Below are 16,239 nucleotides of genomic sequence, written 5' to 3' on the forward strand. Positions count from 1 at the left end.
CAGTTACTCCGATGAAGGTTGGACTCGAACATGCGCATCCTCGCGATCACCGGCGGCCACTCCTTCGACCGAGCCGCCTTCGCCGATCTCCTCGACGCCCTTCCCGGTGAGGTCACCTGGCGCGAACATCCCGACGCCGCGATCGGGCCCGACGACCTCGCCGACCACGACGTGTCCCTTCATTACGACATGCCGGGCACCCTGCCCGAACCGTACGACCCGCCGGAGTCGTTGCTGGACTGTCTGCGCGCGGCCCGCGAGACGGGGCACGGATACGTCGTCCTGCATCATGCGATCGCGAGCTGGGCCACTTGGGACGAGTGGTCGGAGTTCGTCGGCGGCCGCTACCTGTACCAGCCCGGAACCGTGCGCGGGGCACCGCGCCCCGACTCCGGCTATCGGCATGCGGTGGAGCAGCGGATCACCATCGAGGACAGCACCCACCCGGTGACCGCGGACCTGCCGGCACATCTCGACCTCGTCGACGAGACCTATCTCTGCGAGGTGTTCGAGGACTCCGTGACGCCGTTGCTGCGGACGAACGCACCGATGACCGACGACGTGCACTTCTCCACCGCACTGGCCATGTCCGGGCGGCGGGATGAACGGGAGGGGTGGCAGCACGCCGAAGGATCGTCGCTGGTCGGCTGGTGTCGCACCAACGGTGCATCCCGCCTGGTCTACCTCCAGCCCGGCGACACCGCGGCCACCCTCGCCCACCCGGACTATCGGTCCCTGATCGCCAACTCACTGCGGTGGGCAGCCCGTTCCATCTGAACTTTTTTTACAGCGAATACAGTTCGATGTGTTGCCGCTCACTCTCGGTGCTACAGTTAGTGAATACGCTGCCAAGTAAGAGGCGCGCCAGCCCCACCGAGGAGAACCCGATGCGTCAGATCCAGCATCCGATGAGTCGAGCCATCTACGAATTCGACGAGGACTTCAACGTCCTCGTGACCACCAAGGACGGCAAGACCGGCACCTTCGACCCCGAAGGCCGGTACCTGCACGGTGAAGTGAAATCCGTTGACCCGGAGATGGCCCGCTGGGTCGGTCTCGGTCCGCGCGAGCCCGTCCCCATCACCCAGAACCGTCGCTTCATGGGCGCTGCCAAGCTCCTGGAGAAGATGCAGGCGGACCGACTCGCCGACGAAGCCCGCAGCAATCGCCTGGCCGAAGGAGGCAAATTGTGACCGAGATCGACACACGCACCCCCGGATCGTCGGCATCCGACGACGAGCAGGCCGACTACGTCGCCAGCTACCAGCGACTGCTCGACACCGACACCCACCCGGTCCCGCAGGTCCTGCGGGAGGAGACCCACGACCTCTACGAGGATCAGAACTTCATCCCGGTGTCGCGGTACATCAGCCGCAAGTATCACGAGCTCGAGCGAGATCGTATGTGGTACAAGGTCTGGCAGATGGCGTGTCGTGAAGAGGAGATCCCCGAGCCCGGCGACACGCACGTCTACGAGATCTGCGACAAGTCGATCCTCGTCGTGCGCGGCAAGGACATGTCGATCCGCGCCTTCTACAACTCGTGCCTGCACCGCGGCCGGATGCTCCGCGAGGAGAGCGGTCCCGCGGGCAACGACCTGCGCTGCCCGTTCCACGGCTTCTGCTGGAACCTGGACGGATCGCTGAAATCCATGACGTGCGAATGGGATTTCCCCCACGTCGACAAGGACGCGATGAACCTTCCGCAGGTCAAGGTGGACACCTGGGGTGGATTCGTCTTCATCAACATGGACCCGCAGTCGGAGTCGCTTGCCAGCTTCCTCGGCGACCTGGGCAAGCACTTCGAGGCCTGGCCCCTGGAGGATCGCTACATCCAGGCGCACGTAGCGAAGGTCATCGACGCGAACTGGAAGATCGCCCAGGAGGCGTTCTCGGAGGCCTTCCACGTCATCACCACCCACCCGCAACGTGTTGTGGGAACCGGGGATTCGAACAGCCAGTACGACTCGTGGGGCAACTTCAACCGCGGGATCACCGCCAACGGCGTGCCCAGCCCGCACATCAAGTTCACCCCGAGCGAGCAGGAGATGTTCGACTCGATGGTGGATGCGCGCATCGACGAGGACCCGATGGTCACCCTGCCCGACGGTGTCACCGCGCGCGAGATGTCCGGTCTGCTCGCCCGCGAGGGGCTCCGCGACGTCATCGGTGATGTCAAGGCGGACAACATGTCCGACGCCGAGTCACTCGACAGCATCTACTACACGGTGTTCCCGAACTTCCATCCGTGGGGCGCCTACCAGCGCATCGTCTACCGGTTCCGGCCCAACGGCGACGACCACAACACGTCGATCATGGACGTCTACCTGCTGGCGCCGTTCACCGGGCCGCGTCCGCCGGCCGCGAAGGTGCAGTGGCTGACGCCCGAACAGACCTGGATCGACGCCACGGTCCTCGGCAGCTCGGCCCGCGTGTTCGACCAGGACGCGTACAACATGCCGAAGGTGCACCGCGGCCTGAAGACCACCACCCAGAAGTACCTGCCGATGGCGGCGTACCAGGAACTCAAGATCCGCCACATGCACCACCTGCTCGCGAAGTGGGTGGGCGAGGAAGTCGACTGATCCCCCCGTCGTCGATGATCTCGACTCGGCGCTGCGACTTCGGATGAAGCCGCAGCGCCGACTTCGTTCTGTACCCGTCGACTGTGCACCCCCGCTGGTTGAGCTGCCCCCACTGGTCGAGCTGCCCCCCGTTGGTTGAGCCGCCCCTCGCTGGTTGAGCTCCCCCCGCTTATTGAGCTCCCCCCGCTGGTTGAGCTTGTCGAAACCACTCCCTGCTGATCGGCATGATGGTGGGTGTGTTGATGATGACGCTCGTGCTCGTCGTCGGGGCCGCGGCGGCCGGGTGCGCGATGACGGCGGCGTACGTCTACCTGCGGCCCGGTGACGACCATGTGCGCGCCGAACGGCTCGCCCGGCGGTGGCTGATCGCGACGGCGGTCCTCGGTGTCACCGCGCTCTGCCTGCGATTCGGGTGGCTGTTGCTGAGTTGAGATCCAGTACGTAGGCCACGCAGCGCAAAATGCGGGATTCGTGTCGGAAACCGTTACGTATCCCTCACTCTGTTCTGCTGAGGCATACGATGCCGAGCAGTACCCGACCCACGGATTCGGAGTCATGATGCGACTGGGACTACACGCGCTGGGCATCGGGACCGGGGCACGCCGCGACATCATCGACGCCGTGGCCCGCGAAGCCGAGGCTCGCGGTTTCCGCACACTGTGGTGCGGCGAGCATGTCGTGATGGTCGACGACCCGGCGTCGCCGTACCCGTACACCCCCGACAAGAAGATCGCGGTTCCCGCCGAAGCGGACTGGCTCGACCCGACGATCGCCCTCTCCTTCGCCGCCGCGGCCACCACCACGATCCGGCTTGCCACCGGGGTGCTGCTGCTCCCCGAACACAACCCGGTCATCATGGCCAAACAGGCCGCGTCGCTCGACCTTCTCAGCGGGGGACGACTGACCCTTGGCGTGGGGATCGGTTGGTCCCGTGAGGAATTCGAAGCACTGGGGGTACCGTTCGCTCGACGAGGTGCCCGGACCGATGCCTACGTCGAGGCGATGTGCGCGCTCTGGCGGGACGAGATCGTCACACATCACTCGGAATTCGTTGCCTTCGAAAGCATTCGGGTCAATCCGAAACCGGCGGCGGGCCGGATTCCGTTCGTCGTGGGCGGCAACAGTGATCAGGCGTTGCGCCGGGTCGTCGGCTGGGGTGATGGCTGGTACGGATTCAACCTCGACGACGTCGACGCGGTGGCTGATCGGATCCGCACGATCGACCGGTTCTGCCAGGAGAGCGGACGCGACCGTTCCGATCTCGATATCGCGGTCGCGCTGCGGAATCCGGTTCCCGCTGACCGCGCCGGTCTCGACGCTCTCGGCGTCGACGAACTGGTGCTGGTGGAGTCACCGCCCGCGGATTCCGATGCGGTGCCGGGATGGTTGGACGAGCTGGCGGACCGCTGGGCGGTCTGAGGCGGACGGAACTAGCGCGACCACCGTTCCGGCTCCTCACGCAACAGACGCGCACGCCCCTTGCGGCGATAGCGGTAGATCTGGACCGCGCCCAGCCCCCAGAGCATGAACTGCGCCGACATCGCCCAGGTGAACGCCTCCGGCGGATATCCCTGGACCCCGTCCGGGGTTCGCCAGTCGAGGATGAGACCGATGAGCCCCGCGAGGATCAAGCTGGCAATGAACCCCGCCTGGTTGATGATTCCGGTGGCCGTGCCCGCCCGCGATGCCGGATTGGAGGTGCGGCCGACATCGAAACCGATCATCGACGCCGGACCGCCCATTCCACAGACCACCACCAGGAGCACGAGGAGCGCGAACGGCGCACCGCCGGGCCACGCCAGTACCACCGTCCAGGTGGCCGCGATTCCGGCGAGCACCGCCAACACCAGCGTTGACCTGTGCCACGGCCACCGGGTGATCAGCCACGCGAAGATCGGGCCGAACGCCATGATGGCGAACACCATGATCGTCAGGAGCAGACCCGCCGCACCGGCGCTCGTCCCCTCGCCCTCGACGAAGAAGGGGTAGCCCCACAACAGGCCCAGGACGGTGGCGCTGAAGTGGGTCGAGAAGTGCATCCAGAAACCCAGTCGGGTGCCGGGGTGATCCCACGACTCGCGAAGGTTTCGCCGGATACCGGCGAACCCGAGCATCGGTCCCGACACCGACCGGACCGCCGCGGAATCGCGCACGACGACCAGTGCGACCACGAGCAGAACGGCGCCGATCCCAGCGGTGGCCAGGTACGCGCGACTCCATCCGAAGGTGGACAGTGCCCAGGTCATCGGTATGGCGGCCGTGACCGCGCCGAGTTGGCCGAGCACGCCGGTGAGCTGCGTGATCAGCGGGATCCGCCGCGCTGGGAACCAGCTCGTCACCAGTCGCAGGACACACACGAAGGTCATGGCGTCGCCCACCCCGACGAAGAACCGCGACGACAGCGCCCACGTGTAGTTGTCCGCGAACGCGAAGCTGATCTGGGCAAGCGTGAGGATCAGCGTTCCGCTGAGGAGTACCCGACGCGGACCGAACCGGTCGACGACGAGCCCGACCGGCACCTGCATCAGCGCATACACCAGCAGCTGGAGCACGACGAAAGTCGACAACTGCGAAGCGCTGATCTCGAAACGCTCGGCAGCCAGCAGGCCGGCAACGGCCAATGAGGAGCGGTGCAGCACCGCAACGAAGTAGACCGCGACCCCGACGACCCAGATGGTCATCGCCTGCCGCGAACTGACCGGCGAGGTCATCGTTGGGCCTCGCCGTCCGGTCCCACCGACAAAACTCTTTCGATCACCTAACTATTGTCGGGCACGGCGCGGACAGGTCGCGAGCGCCCTCGGACTGCCGCCATCACTCCGCGGGTAAGCCGAACCCGAGCTTGAGCAGAGCATTCCGGAACTTCGACTCATGCTCGGGTTGGACAGCCAAGAATCGGTCTCCGAGCAGTTGGCACAGCGGGCGGAGCCTGCGGTCACCGACGATGAGCATCGCTGTGGCCGGATCGGCACACTCGATCACGCGAAGATGTCCGCGGTCGATGAGTTGTGCTCCCCGCCGGTGGACGTCCTCTATCAGAGTGATGAGCGCCGAAGGCAGTTCGTGTTCGGCCCGACGGTGTAGGTAGGCGGTGAACTCGGTGAGGTCGCGCCCTGCTCCGAGAGCTGCGGTCAGGCTGGCCGGCGACACGTTCCAGGTGTGGTCGGCGGTCTGGGTGGCGAAGGCGGCGAGGGTGAGTCTCTCGGTCTGGGTGATGCCGCGGGGGACCACGATGTCGAGGTTCGGCAACACCATCAACTGCGAGATCTCGGCGAGCTCCTCAGCCGGCGTGAAGGTGTCGGTGCGGCCCAACGCATAGGCGCCGAGCGATGTCAGCCGGATGCGTCGAAGACCGTCGTATCGGCTGAGGGCGTCGAGGTGGTCGCTCCCCCAATTGCTGTGATAGTCCGTGCGGGCACCGACTGGATCTCGGTAGTCGAGATCGAACAGGCCCAGCGTGCCGGCGTACTCGAAAGTCACCGCCATCGTGTACCGGCCTTCGAGCAGTGACCAATCGTGGTGCCCGTCGTATCCGAAGCTCCCGTACTCGCTGTACATATCGACACGCTTGCGCGTGTCGCCCAAGCCAGACTGTGGGACCACAAACCGATCATCCGTGAGAAGTGGGGCATCGCCGAGGGCGACTACGACGGCGACCTCAACATCGAAGAACCCGGCACTGGACGGTCGGTCTACTACGACATGTGGTCAAACATGCACCTCGGATTCGTCGGTCGTGCAGCCGGATTCGACACCCCCACGCATCTAGAGGGCCAGAACCTCCCGATCCCCGGTGTTGGGGAGACCGGACGCAGCGACGATATCGCCACCAGCTGGGGCGCCCGCATGTACGACCGGTACGGCGAGGACATGACCGAGGCAGAGTTCACGCATGCGGTGACCGAGATGATCGACGAAATGGGGACTGAGAAGGTGAACGCACCCGACTGCACCCCGGACATAGACCTGAAGTACAGCAACCAGTGACCTGGCTACGCAGACTCGGACCACTGTGGTGCATTGCGGTAAGCCTCGGCGCCGCCTATGGCGCGGCATGGGTCCGAGGCCGACTCTGGGCCGCCTGCGAAACTCCCGGCCGAGCAAGCCCGGTCGACGGCATCGCCACCTGGTTCGTCTACATACCCCTCACTGCGGCCGCCTGCCTGCGCTCGCCGGCACAACCTACTGGCTCGCGCTTCGGTCCGGCACGCGGATCGCCTACACAGCGCCCCTAGCCGCAGTGGTGGTCGGCGCAGCCGTGATGTGGGCGGCAGTGGCATGGAGCTACGACCCGGCCAGCATGACCGAAATCTGGGGTGACAGAGGCATCCTCGCCTGGGACCTATCGGTCCGGGTTGATGAACCGACTCGCGTTCCCGGTCCAGGTGACGAGCAGATCTTCGCGAGCGCGTGTGCAGGCGACGAAGAGGAGTTTGCGCTCCTGTTCGAGGTCGGACAGATGCGTGGCTCGGTCATCACTCTCGGGAGTGATCACGCCGGCTGGGGGCATGAGCTCGTCGCTGACTCCGACGACTGCGGCGCAGCGGAATTCGAGTCCTTTCGCGCTGTGCATCGTGCCGACTGCCACACCGTTCTGATCTGTGTCTTTGAGTTCCCTTGTGAAGATCCAATGTTCATTCAGCGCGGCTCTCAGCTCTTTGAGGAGGCCGTGGCTGCGGGCGAGCACCCCTATCTCGTTCGCTGGGTGTCCCATCACGTTAACCCAATCGGATATGGTCTCGACAACGTACGCGAGCTCACCCTCCTGTGTATCGAATCCCCTTGTGACAGGGCTATATCCACTGAAGCTGGCTGTGTCGCTTTCCGAGTCCTCGCCTTCGGATGTGTCGTCGCGTTCTGCCAAGTCGGGTGTGACGTCCTCGTCGGAGTTCAGGAAGTCGTGCGCCCAGCGCAGGATCTCCGCTGAGACTCTGTGGTTCTTGTGCAGTCTCGTCGAACGTCCGACGACGTTGATCCCGAGCGCGCGCAGGCTGGTGGGTCGCCGGTAGATGGCCTGCTGGTTGTCCCCGGAGATGAACAGTGCGTTTGGTTGTTCGGTCACTGCGGCCCGGAGTAGCCGCCAGTGATCGGTGGTGAGATCTTGGGCTTCGTCGACGATCACGTAGCGGTAGCCGGGCACGTCGTCGCCGACGTCGTTTGCGAGCGTGCGGGCAGCTTCGTGAAGGATGGTTTCGAACGTCCATTTTCCGGTTTCTGCCATCGTGCGGTTGAACTGTTCGGCTGCATGCCAGACTTGCCGGCGTTGCGCGGCACCCAATGCGCGGCCGCGTCCTCTACGTCGTGCAGCGAGGTAGTCCGTCTCGGTGGTGATATTCTGCGCGAGAATGACTTTCACGTGCTCTTCATGGAGGAAGGTCCCGGTGAAGTCGATGCCCTGGTCGTTGGCGATCTTCTGCCAGAAGTTCGCGGGGCGTGCCATGAACTGGCTGTCGTCGAGTCTTCCGTGCCGGTATTCGAATACTCGGCGTGCGAAGCTGTCGATAGTGCGGATCTTGATCCTCTGGCGCACGTCGGCGTCGTCGACGAGGAGGTCGACGTTGCGTTCCATCTGAACGGCGAGGGTTTTGTTGTAGGTGGTGAGCAGGACGTATCCGTCGTTGCGTTGGGCGAGGCGTTTCGCGCGATGGACGCAGACGACGGTCTTCCCGGTTCCGGGGCCTCCTGAGATTTGCGCCGGACCGTCGTAGTCGGTGCTGACCAGAGCGACCTGACTCGGATGGAGGTAGTTGCGCCACACGTCGAAGGGATAGTCGAGGATACGATTGAAGTCGTCCTCGTCATCAATGATGCGGAACTGATCGACGCTGCGCTCGATCGCAGCATCCAGTTCGTCACCGTTGTCGACGGGTGTGTGCCGCTCGGCGGCGGCTTCCACGCGCGCGGTGATGCTGCCGATGGGTATCCCGGCTGCGAGGTCACTGAGGACCTGCCACTGGCTGGGTGGCATCCATTGTTGGGCGCGGTCCAAGTCGTCGGACATCAGTATCGAACGGGCGAACGCGACGATGTCGGGCGACAGCCCGATTCCGAGAAGCTCGGTATCCGAGTGGGTGCTGAAGAGATCGGCGACCAGCCCGGGGAGGACGTCTGCTTCGGCATCGGGTGCCCTCGTCGGGTCCCAAAAGTCGATGGTGCCATCGACTTTGGAGATGTCCATCCTGGTGCGTTGGACCCAGGTATAGGCGTCGTCGTGCGGAAGGACTTTGACCAGCGTGTAGTTGTTTCCGGTTTCGGGCGCAATGACCACCGCCCGGACAGACCGATCGACCCGGACAGTGCGAAAGCGTGGATGCGCGGCGTTGTTGACCGGTTCAACATGCGTGCCGATGAGTTCGGGCGTTTCGAACTTACGGGGTAGCTGTCGCACTTTGTCCTGCACCGACTTTTCGAGTTTCGCGTAGTCTTTCTGAAACTCTTTGGCCATCCGTAACGTGCGTGGCGCGAGGGGCGTCCCGGCCGTCATCGTCCCGCCTCGTCTCGAGTGATGCGAACGGCGGTACTGAGTGTGGGCTGGACGACTCGGCGGAAGTACCAGTCATCAGGTTCCTGCCACGGATAGCTCTCTGCCCTCGGGTGTGACAGCTTGGCCACCAATGTGCGCACCGGTGAGTTCACGCGGCGAAGTGCGATATCACCGCTATGAATGTCGTTGCCGGGCAGCAGTGGAGACAGTTCACGCCACACACCTCTGCCTTGTACGACGATGAGCGTAGGTTCGAGGATCTCGATGACCGCCCGAAGATGCGGAAAGCAGTTGCGGGTCATCAAGTTCACCCCGGCCGAGCTGTTGCTACGCGGACGTGTGGTCGCCGAACAGAGTCGCGCATTCATCAACGCATAGCATTCGAGCGCGTGAACAGCACGGTCTGGCTGGCCGGCGATGGTGATGTATTCGGAGCTCGGGTCTACTTGGGCCCCAAGGCCGAGTGCGTAGCGAACACCGAGCATGACGCCCTTCATGTGCCGATTGCGCTCCCAGGGTTCGTATGCTCGGGTGTGGTCCTGTGAGCGCCTGATGCGATCGATTCGAGCGTACGGGGCGATCTTGCCGCCAAGTTCCATGCCCACGAACAACATTCGCCATGGGATGTCATCGATGGACATGTCGTAGTGGTCGCCGATGTAGCCAAGTTGGCCCTCGTAGTAGGAGCATCCGGGATGCTCGGCCCGAGCTGCATGCCGACATTCCTGCCCTGAGGTACAGACGAAATCGCGATTCGCGGTGAGCACTTCGGCTCGCATGTAGTCGTCGTAACGTTGCACGCGCTCAGCGGTACGTGCAGTGTCCGACCGATACATGTGAGCCATGGGTCATCTCCGGCCGCGTCGTGTGATCGGATTGGGCCGAGACTCAGGTCGGCAGCTGGGCGGCGGCCAAGCGTCGGTCGGGCAGCGGCGGCTAGGCATCGGACTCTGCCAGTTGCGTCTCTGCGCCATCGTCGGCCGGTGGTTGGGAGAGGAGACGTTCTCGTTCTGCGGCGACCACTTCGCGGGCCAGGTCTGCTTCGGAGATGTCGAAGGCTTCGGGTGCGCTGTCGGCGATATCGCTGACGCGGGCGAAGTCTTCGAAGAGTGCACGTTTGGTGGCGAGGATGTCGGTGACCCGGCGGTCGACGCCTTCTTCACTGAGCAAGCGGTGGACTTGGACGGACTGCAATTGTCCCATCCGGCGGGCGCGGGCGATGGCCTGCCATTCGGTGGTGGGTTTGAGTTGGGGTTCGCAGATCACGACGACGGATGCGGACTGGATGTTGAGGCCGACACCGCCGGCGACGATCTGCGCGACAAGGACTGCTCCGTGCCCGGCTGCGGAGAACCGGTCGACCATTTCCTGGCGGCGCGCCGCGGGTACGGACCCGGTCAGCGGTCCGAACACCCGGCCCGGGAGAGCGTGCGCGACGTCGTCGAGGACCTGGCGGAAGTGGGAGAACACGATGACTCGGCGTTGGTTGGCCTCGGCCTCGGCGACGAGGTCGAGCAACCGTGCGACCTTCACCGACTTCGTTCCCTGGAGCATCGCTGCCTGACGCATCGCCGCGAAATTGCCTGCGCCAACGGCGGATCGGTACGCCGTCATGTCTTCTGCCGACATGGGTAGCATTTCGTCGACCTCGACCAGTTCGGGTAGCTCGGTGAGGACGTCTTCTTGGTTGCGACGGAGGTAGGCCGGTGCGACTTGCTGCCGGAATCGGCGTGGTGAGAGTTCGTTGGCGTCGACGGTGAGGTCGGGGCGAAGGTATTCGACGAGGTTGCGGAACTCGTCGATCCGGTTCTCCAGCGGTGTGCCGGTGAGTAGGACAGTCCGGGGCACTTCGTTGATCAGCGCCGCAACTCTGCGGGAGCGTTGCGCGCCAGGGTTTTTGATGTAGTGCGCTTCGTCGACGATGACGCAGCCGATGTCACGGGTGCGGAATGTCTGTGTGCTAAGCCAGGCGAGGGTTTCGAATGTCGTGACCGCAACGCCACCGTTCCGGACCCATTGGCGCAGCGCGGCTCCCCTCGTGGTGCCGTGCAGTCTGTGTGGGTGCAGGCTGGATTTCGCCGACACCTCACGCATCCAGTTCGTCACGACAGCGGCTGGACAGATAACGAGCGCGTGGTGAAAGCCTTTGGCCTGCAGGTGGGTGAGCACAGACAACGCTTCGACGGTCTTTCCCAGACCCATCTCGTCGCCGATGATGACCTTCTTCTGGACGAGCGCGAAACGAGCACCGAAGCTCTGATACCCGCGCAGCGAGGCCAGGAGGTGTGTCGTGTCGAGTTCTTGATTGCGAACGGCAGCGATGATGGCCTCCGACAGGTCACCGTGAACCTTGTTCTCGTCCTCGGTGAGGAACCCGAGTTCGGCGAGCATGGCGAAGTAGTCGGCCGGCCGGGCGAGGAAGTCCTCCCACGGGTCCTGGGCGGGAGCGGCGGAATCCTGGATCAGACGGTGTCGGGCGTGGAGCGCATCGATGTCGGCGTAGAGTCCCCGTCGATGCGCTGGGTCCTTTGAGATGGCGAGGAAGCGTTCGGGCTTCGATCCCAGCTTCGGTATCAGTGGTCCCAGTGTCTGGGCCACCGCGAGTTCGTTGTCGGTGGGCTTGTGTCGTCGCGTCGCGTCCCACTGGGCGAGTGCGGCGAGCAGGTTGGTGGTGTGTTGGGCTCGGTTGTTGATGTCGATGCGTGTCGGCATCTCCTCGTAGGTGGTTTGCCACAGGGTTTGGGCGGCGCCTCGCATGCGTGTCGCGGTGGTCGCACCCACTCCGGGAAGTGCTTCAAGAGCCTGTCCGTTCTGCATGACTTCCCACACCGTGGTGATTCCCGCATCGGTCAATGCGGTGACTCGGAGCCGGTCGCGGGTCGCGTCTTTGAGTCGCTCCACCCCCATCTCACGAATGAGTTTCTCCGTCTCCGCCCTGCGGACCTCGTTCCCCGCGTTCTCCGCGGCGCGCCGAGCAGTGGCTTCGGTCGTGGCGGCACGGGTGATCACGGTGATTGCGTCGGACAAACCCGTTGTCGAGGCACCGGGGATGAGGTCGGCGACACCCCACTCGGCCAGATGTGCGCCCAGGCCGACCCAATCCGCGGTTGCGAGCCCGAGATCGTGGACCTCGACGTCACGGACCGGATTCGACATGGCTCCGAGACGCGCACCTACCCTCGACTCGAGGATCCACGCATGAAATTGCTCGAGGGCGGCAACGGCCTGGGCACCTGCCTCACGCTTCCCACGGCTGAGAAACAAGCGTCGCCCACCAGCGAGAACCCGTGCATCGTGTACGGCCGTGTCCGCATCACCGGTCAGCGCGGCGATGGCCTCCCTGTCATCGCGAGACAGCGCTGGCAGTTGCTCGTTTCTGGCGATCGCGGTCAGGGTCGCTGTATCGCGCGCGTAAAGCGGCAGGACGAAGACAGCGCTGAGGTCGTCGCTGCCAATCGAATGTACCCGTTTACGCAGGTCGTTTACTGCAGCCCAGCTGTTCTTCGTCACCTGGCCGCGCACCGCCGCCACCGTCTGAGCCTGCCGGATCGCGTGGCTCACCTGATCGGCGATCGCCTTGATGTGGTCCCGTTCGCTACGCCCCATGTCCCTGATTTCTCGTTTCGCGCGTCGATGCGAAGATTAGTCAAGGGCCTCCGGTTCTGCGAAGGTTCACCAATTTGTCAGACGGTGGGACTAACGTAGCGAGGCTATCGACCAGGAGGGTGGGAATGCTGCTCGAACACCTCAAGCCGGGCCTACGTGTGCAGGGAGTGATCCCTGCACAGGTCGTCACGGTGATCGCCGCGCAGCCGCACGGAACCGAAGCGGTCGAGCTCACGTACAAGACCACCGCGGGTGCGCTCGGCCAGCAGGTGGTATTCCGCAAGGACGAAGACGGTCTGTCGGTGGCCACCAGCGGCAGCCGTGCCTTCGATGCCCCGGCCGCCGACTTCAAGCTCGTCGCCGAAGCCCAGCGCATCCAGCTGGCCGGATTGTTCGACCCGATGCTCGCCGTCGCGACCAGCGACGTCCAGCCGCTGCCACATCAAATCCGTGCCGTCTACGGTGCACTACTACCCCGCACCCCGCTGCGATACCTACTGGCCGACGATCCCGGCGCAGGCAAAACCATCATGGCCGGCCTCTACATCAAAGAACTGATCCTGCGCGACGACGTGCACCGATGTCTGATCGTGGCACCCGGCGGATTGGTAGAGCAGTGGCAGGACGAGCTGTATTTCAAGTTCGGGCTGCGGTTCGAACAACTCACCACCCAACTCATCGACAGCGCCGTCGACCTGAACGCGTTCGAAGGCCACCCACTGCTCATCGCGCGGATGGACCAGCTCTCCCGCAACGAGCAACTCCAAACGCAGCTGAAAGAGACCGAGTGGGATCTGGTCATCGTCGACGAGGCCCACCGCATGGGTGCGCACTACTTCGGCAACAAGGTCGAAAAGACCAAGAGGTTCCTGCTCGGGGAACTGCTGGGCACTGTCACCCGGCATCTGCTGCTGATGACCGCCACCCCGCATTCGGGCAAGGAAGAAGACTTCCAACTCTTCCTCACCCTGCTCGACCGGGACCGCTTTGCCGGCAAGAACACCAAGACCGCGAACACCGACGGCATCATGCGGCGCATGGTCAAAGAAGACCTCCTCACCTTCGAGGGCAAGAAACTCTTCCCCGAACGCATCGCCCAAACCGTGCCGTACGAGCTGACCGCAGGCGAATACGCCCTCTACGAGCAAGTCACCGACTATGTCCGGGAAGGCATGAACCGCGCCGACCGCGTCGGCGGTAAACGTAAGAACACCGTCGGGTTCGCGCTCACTGTTCTGCAACGACGCCTGGCATCCAGCCCGGAAGCCATCTTCCAAAGCCTGCGTCGACGCACCGCGCGTCTCGAACGTCGCAAGCTCGAAATTCAGAACGGCACCTACCGCGACACCGAACGGACAATCGACGAAGACGGTATCGACGCCGACGACTACAACTCCGAAGAACTCGAGAACCTCGAAGAAGAGTTGCTCGACGCCGCGACCGCCGCGCAAACAGTCGAGGAACTCAACGCCGAACTCGCCGAACTCGCTCAACTCACCGAGGTCGCCCGCCAGGTTCGCGATGCGGGGACCGACCGCAAATGGGCTGAGTTGTCAAAGGTCCTGCAGGACAACGCTCTCGTCACCGACCGCGCTGGCCGTCCTCGCAAGTTCATCATCTTCACTGAACACCGCGACACCCTCGAGTACTTGCAGCGCCGCATCGGCACGCTCATCGGCAATCCCGATGCGGTGCGTTCCATCCACGGCGGGGTACGACGAGCCGAACGCCGCCAGATCACCGAAGAGTTCACCAAGAACCACACCTGCCAGATCCTGATCGCCACCGACGCCGCCGGCGAAGGCCTCAACCTGCAGGCCGCGCATCTCATGGTGAACTACGACTTGCCGTGGAACCCCAACCGCATCGAGCAACGCTTCGGGCGCATCCACCGCATCGGCCAGGAAGAAGTGTGCCGATTGTGGAACATCGTCGCCGAGAACACCCGTGAAGGCGAAGTCTTCACCCGACTCCTCGAGAAGATCGAAGAGCAACGTAAAGCATATGGCGGCAAAGTGTTTGATGTTCTCGGAGAGGCGTTCACCGGCACGCCGCTGCGGGACCTGCTGAAAGATGCGATCCGCTACGGCGAGCAACCCGACGTCAAGGCCAAGATGAACGAGGTCATCGACCGATCCGTCGGCGACGGGTTGCGGGAACTCCTCGACGAACGAGCCCTCGCCGCCGATCACCTCGCCGATGCGGACCTTGCCAGACTGCGGGCGGAGATGGACAAAGCCCGCGCCCGACGGCTGCAACCGCACTACATCGAACTTGCCTTCAAAGCCGCGTTCACCCGGCTTGGTGGGCGCATCGCGCGACGCGAACAAGGACGCTACGAGATTCCCAATGTGCCCCAACAGATCCGCGCCTCCAAGCATGGGCCGATCGCCACCCGGTATGACCGTGTGTGCTTCGACCTCTCCCGCGTCCAACCCGACGACCTGGCCAAAGCTGATCTCCTCGCCCCCGGCCACCCGCTACACGATGCCGTCATGGACACCGCCATCCACCAACTCGGCAGGGTCCTCAACACCGGGACCGTGCTCGTGTCGCCCACGCTCGACGAACCCCATCTGCTCGTCGGAGTTGTCGAAGAAGTCGCCGACGCCACCGGCGCATCCGTCGCCCGGCGGTTCGGCTACGCCTACGTCGACAGCCACGGCACCGTCACCCCCGCAGGACCCGCACCCTATCTGGATTGCGTTGCCGCGCCGGATGTTCCCGCGGTAGCCGCGGCACGTTCACTGCCATGGCTGGGCGAAGCCGAAGACAAAGCCACCAGCTGGATCATCGCCCACCAACTCCCCGACTATCTGGCCGAAGTACAACCACGACGGGCAGCCGAACTCGCCAAAACCCGTGAACTCGTCACCAAGCGACTCCAAAACGAGTCCGAGAGGTTGCTGCTCGACGCCGCCGTCGCCGCGGACAAGGAGCGCGCCGGTGAGAAACCCCGCGAATCCTCCGACAGCCTGAATCGCAAGGCTGTTGACATCGACCGCCGCCTCCGCGAACGACTCTCGCTACTCGACAGGCAGGAACTCATGTCGACCAAGCCGCCGACCCTGCTCACCGCAGCACTCGTTCTGCCATTGGCAATGGTCGAGAACGCCGTACCGCCGACGGCACCTGTCCACGCCACCGCCACCAAGGACGTCGAGCGACGAGGTGTCGACCTAGTGATGGCTCGCGAACGCGAACTTGGACGCAGCCCCGTCGAGCAAGCCTTCAACAACCCCGGCTTCGACATCCTCTCGACCGATAGCAAGGGCGACACGTACCGCATCGAGGTCAAAGCACGGATCGCCGGAGCTGACGACTTCTTCGTCACCCACAACGAAGTGATGGTCGGCAAGAACGCTTGGCCCCGCTACCGCCTTGCACTCGTCAGCGTCCACCCTGATGGAGCGGTACAAGACGAGGTGCGCTACCTCGATAATCCGTTCGCCAGCACCGACCTCGGCGACTTCGACAGCACCGGCATCCGAGGCGACTGGCACAAGATCTGGACGAAAGGCAAACACCCGTTCTAGAACCTCATCTCGACGCGAGACGATGACTG

Annotated in this window: 12 protein-coding genes; 7 read left to right on the forward strand and 5 right to left on the reverse strand. The window is 63.9% G+C overall.

Features of this window, described 5'->3' with window-relative positions; all coding sequences use genetic code 11:
• Nucleotides 1-30 precede the first annotated feature (30 nt).
• From QAD21_RS22905 to QAD21_RS22925, 5 genes are all read left to right on the forward strand, one after another.
• The gene (locus QAD21_RS22905; RefSeq protein ID WP_280360286.1) at nt 31-777 is read left to right on the forward strand and encodes a ThuA domain-containing protein; all 747 of its coding nucleotides are present in this window, start codon (nt 31-33) and stop codon (nt 775-777) included.
• 110 nt (nt 778-887) lie between these two features.
• Nucleotides 888-1,193, forward strand: a complete 306-nt coding sequence (locus QAD21_RS22910; RefSeq protein WP_058252858.1) for a hypothetical protein — start codon at nt 888-890, stop codon at nt 1,191-1,193.
• The gene (locus QAD21_RS22915) at nt 1,190-2,584 is read left to right on the forward strand and encodes an aromatic ring-hydroxylating dioxygenase subunit alpha (protein WP_277242438.1); all 1,395 of its coding nucleotides are present in this window, start codon (nt 1,190-1,192) and stop codon (nt 2,582-2,584) included. The genes QAD21_RS22910 and QAD21_RS22915 overlap by 4 nt, the downstream gene beginning before the upstream one ends.
• Nucleotides 2,585-2,826: 242 nt before the next feature.
• Nucleotides 2,827-3,015 (forward strand): hypothetical protein, encoded by a 189-nt coding sequence (locus QAD21_RS22920; protein WP_280360287.1) that lies wholly within the window; start codon nt 2,827-2,829, stop codon nt 3,013-3,015.
• Nucleotides 3,016-3,142: 127 nt separating this feature from the next.
• Entirely contained in the window at nt 3,143-4,003 is an 861-nt protein-coding gene (locus tag QAD21_RS22925; protein WP_280361849.1) for an LLM class F420-dependent oxidoreductase, read from the forward strand.
• An 11-nt stretch (nt 4,004-4,014) separates the two neighbouring features.
• Here the strand turns inward: QAD21_RS22925 and QAD21_RS22930 are convergent, their stop codons facing one another.
• Both QAD21_RS22930 and QAD21_RS22935 read right to left on the reverse strand, forming a co-directional pair.
• Nucleotides 4,015-5,295: an MFS transporter gene (locus QAD21_RS22930; protein WP_165629374.1), complete on the reverse strand. Its 1,281-nt coding sequence runs from the start codon at nt 5,293-5,295 to the stop codon at nt 4,015-4,017.
• Nucleotides 5,296-5,398: 103 nt separating this feature from the next.
• Complete coding sequence (locus QAD21_RS22935) at nt 5,399-6,064, reverse strand: helicase-associated domain-containing protein (RefSeq protein WP_280360288.1); 666 nt, start codon at nt 6,062-6,064, stop codon at nt 5,399-5,401.
• Between the two features lie 36 nt (nt 6,065-6,100).
• On the opposite strand from QAD21_RS22935, the gene QAD21_RS22940 reads away from it, so the two are divergent.
• Nucleotides 6,101-6,571, forward strand: a complete 471-nt coding sequence (locus tag QAD21_RS22940; protein ID WP_280360289.1) for a polymorphic toxin type 44 domain-containing protein — start codon at nt 6,101-6,103, stop codon at nt 6,569-6,571.
• A 355-nt stretch (nt 6,572-6,926) separates the two neighbouring features.
• Here QAD21_RS22940 and QAD21_RS22945 read toward each other — a convergent pair whose 3' ends face one another.
• From QAD21_RS22945 to QAD21_RS22955, 3 genes are all read right to left on the reverse strand, one after another.
• Entirely contained in the window at nt 6,927-9,068 is a 2,142-nt protein-coding gene (locus tag QAD21_RS22945; protein WP_280360290.1) for a UvrD-helicase domain-containing protein, read from the reverse strand.
• A complete protein-coding gene (locus tag QAD21_RS22950; RefSeq protein WP_280360291.1) occupies nt 9,065-9,868 on the reverse strand; it encodes a hypothetical protein in 804 nt (267 codons plus the stop codon). Before QAD21_RS22950 ends, QAD21_RS22945 begins: the two co-directional genes overlap by 4 nt.
• A 136-nt stretch (nt 9,869-10,004) precedes the next feature.
• A complete protein-coding gene (locus QAD21_RS22955; protein ID WP_280360292.1) occupies nt 10,005-12,674 on the reverse strand; it encodes a DEAD/DEAH box helicase in 2,670 nt (889 codons plus the stop codon).
• A gap of 125 nt (nt 12,675-12,799) precedes the next feature.
• On the opposite strand from QAD21_RS22955, the gene QAD21_RS22960 reads away from it, so the two are divergent.
• Complete coding sequence (locus tag QAD21_RS22960; protein ID WP_280360293.1) at nt 12,800-16,210, forward strand: helicase-related protein; 3,411 nt, start codon at nt 12,800-12,802, stop codon at nt 16,208-16,210.
• Nucleotides 16,211-16,239 lie beyond the last annotated feature (29 nt).

This window comes from Gordonia sp. SMJS1 (assembly GCF_029866425.1).
GTDB classification, from domain to species: Bacteria; Actinomycetota; Actinomycetes; order Mycobacteriales; family Mycobacteriaceae; genus Gordonia; species Gordonia hongkongensis.

Coding starts and splice junctions, on each gene's coding strand:
- QAD21_RS22905 (WP_280360286.1), top strand. CDS start 31: ATGCGCATCCTCGCGATCACCGGCGGCCACTCCTTCGACCGAGCCGCC.
- QAD21_RS22910 (WP_058252858.1), top strand. CDS start 888: ATGCGTCAGATCCAGCATCCGATGAGTCGAGCCATCTACGAATTCGAC.
- QAD21_RS22920 (WP_280360287.1), top strand. CDS start 2,827: ATGATGACGCTCGTGCTCGTCGTCGGGGCCGCGGCGGCCGGGTGCGCG.
- QAD21_RS22925 (WP_280361849.1), top strand. CDS start 3,143: ATGCGACTGGGACTACACGCGCTGGGCATCGGGACCGGGGCACGCCGC.
- QAD21_RS22930 (WP_165629374.1), bottom strand. CDS start 5,295: ATGACCTCGCCGGTCAGTTCGCGGCAGGCGATGACCATCTGGGTCGTC.
- QAD21_RS22945 (WP_280360290.1), bottom strand. CDS start 9,068: ATGACGGCCGGGACGCCCCTCGCGCCACGCACGTTACGGATGGCCAAA.
- QAD21_RS22955 (WP_280360292.1), bottom strand. CDS start 12,674: ATGGGGCGTAGCGAACGGGACCACATCAAGGCGATCGCCGATCAGGTG.
- QAD21_RS22960 (WP_280360293.1), top strand. CDS start 12,800: ATGCTGCTCGAACACCTCAAGCCGGGCCTACGTGTGCAGGGAGTGATC.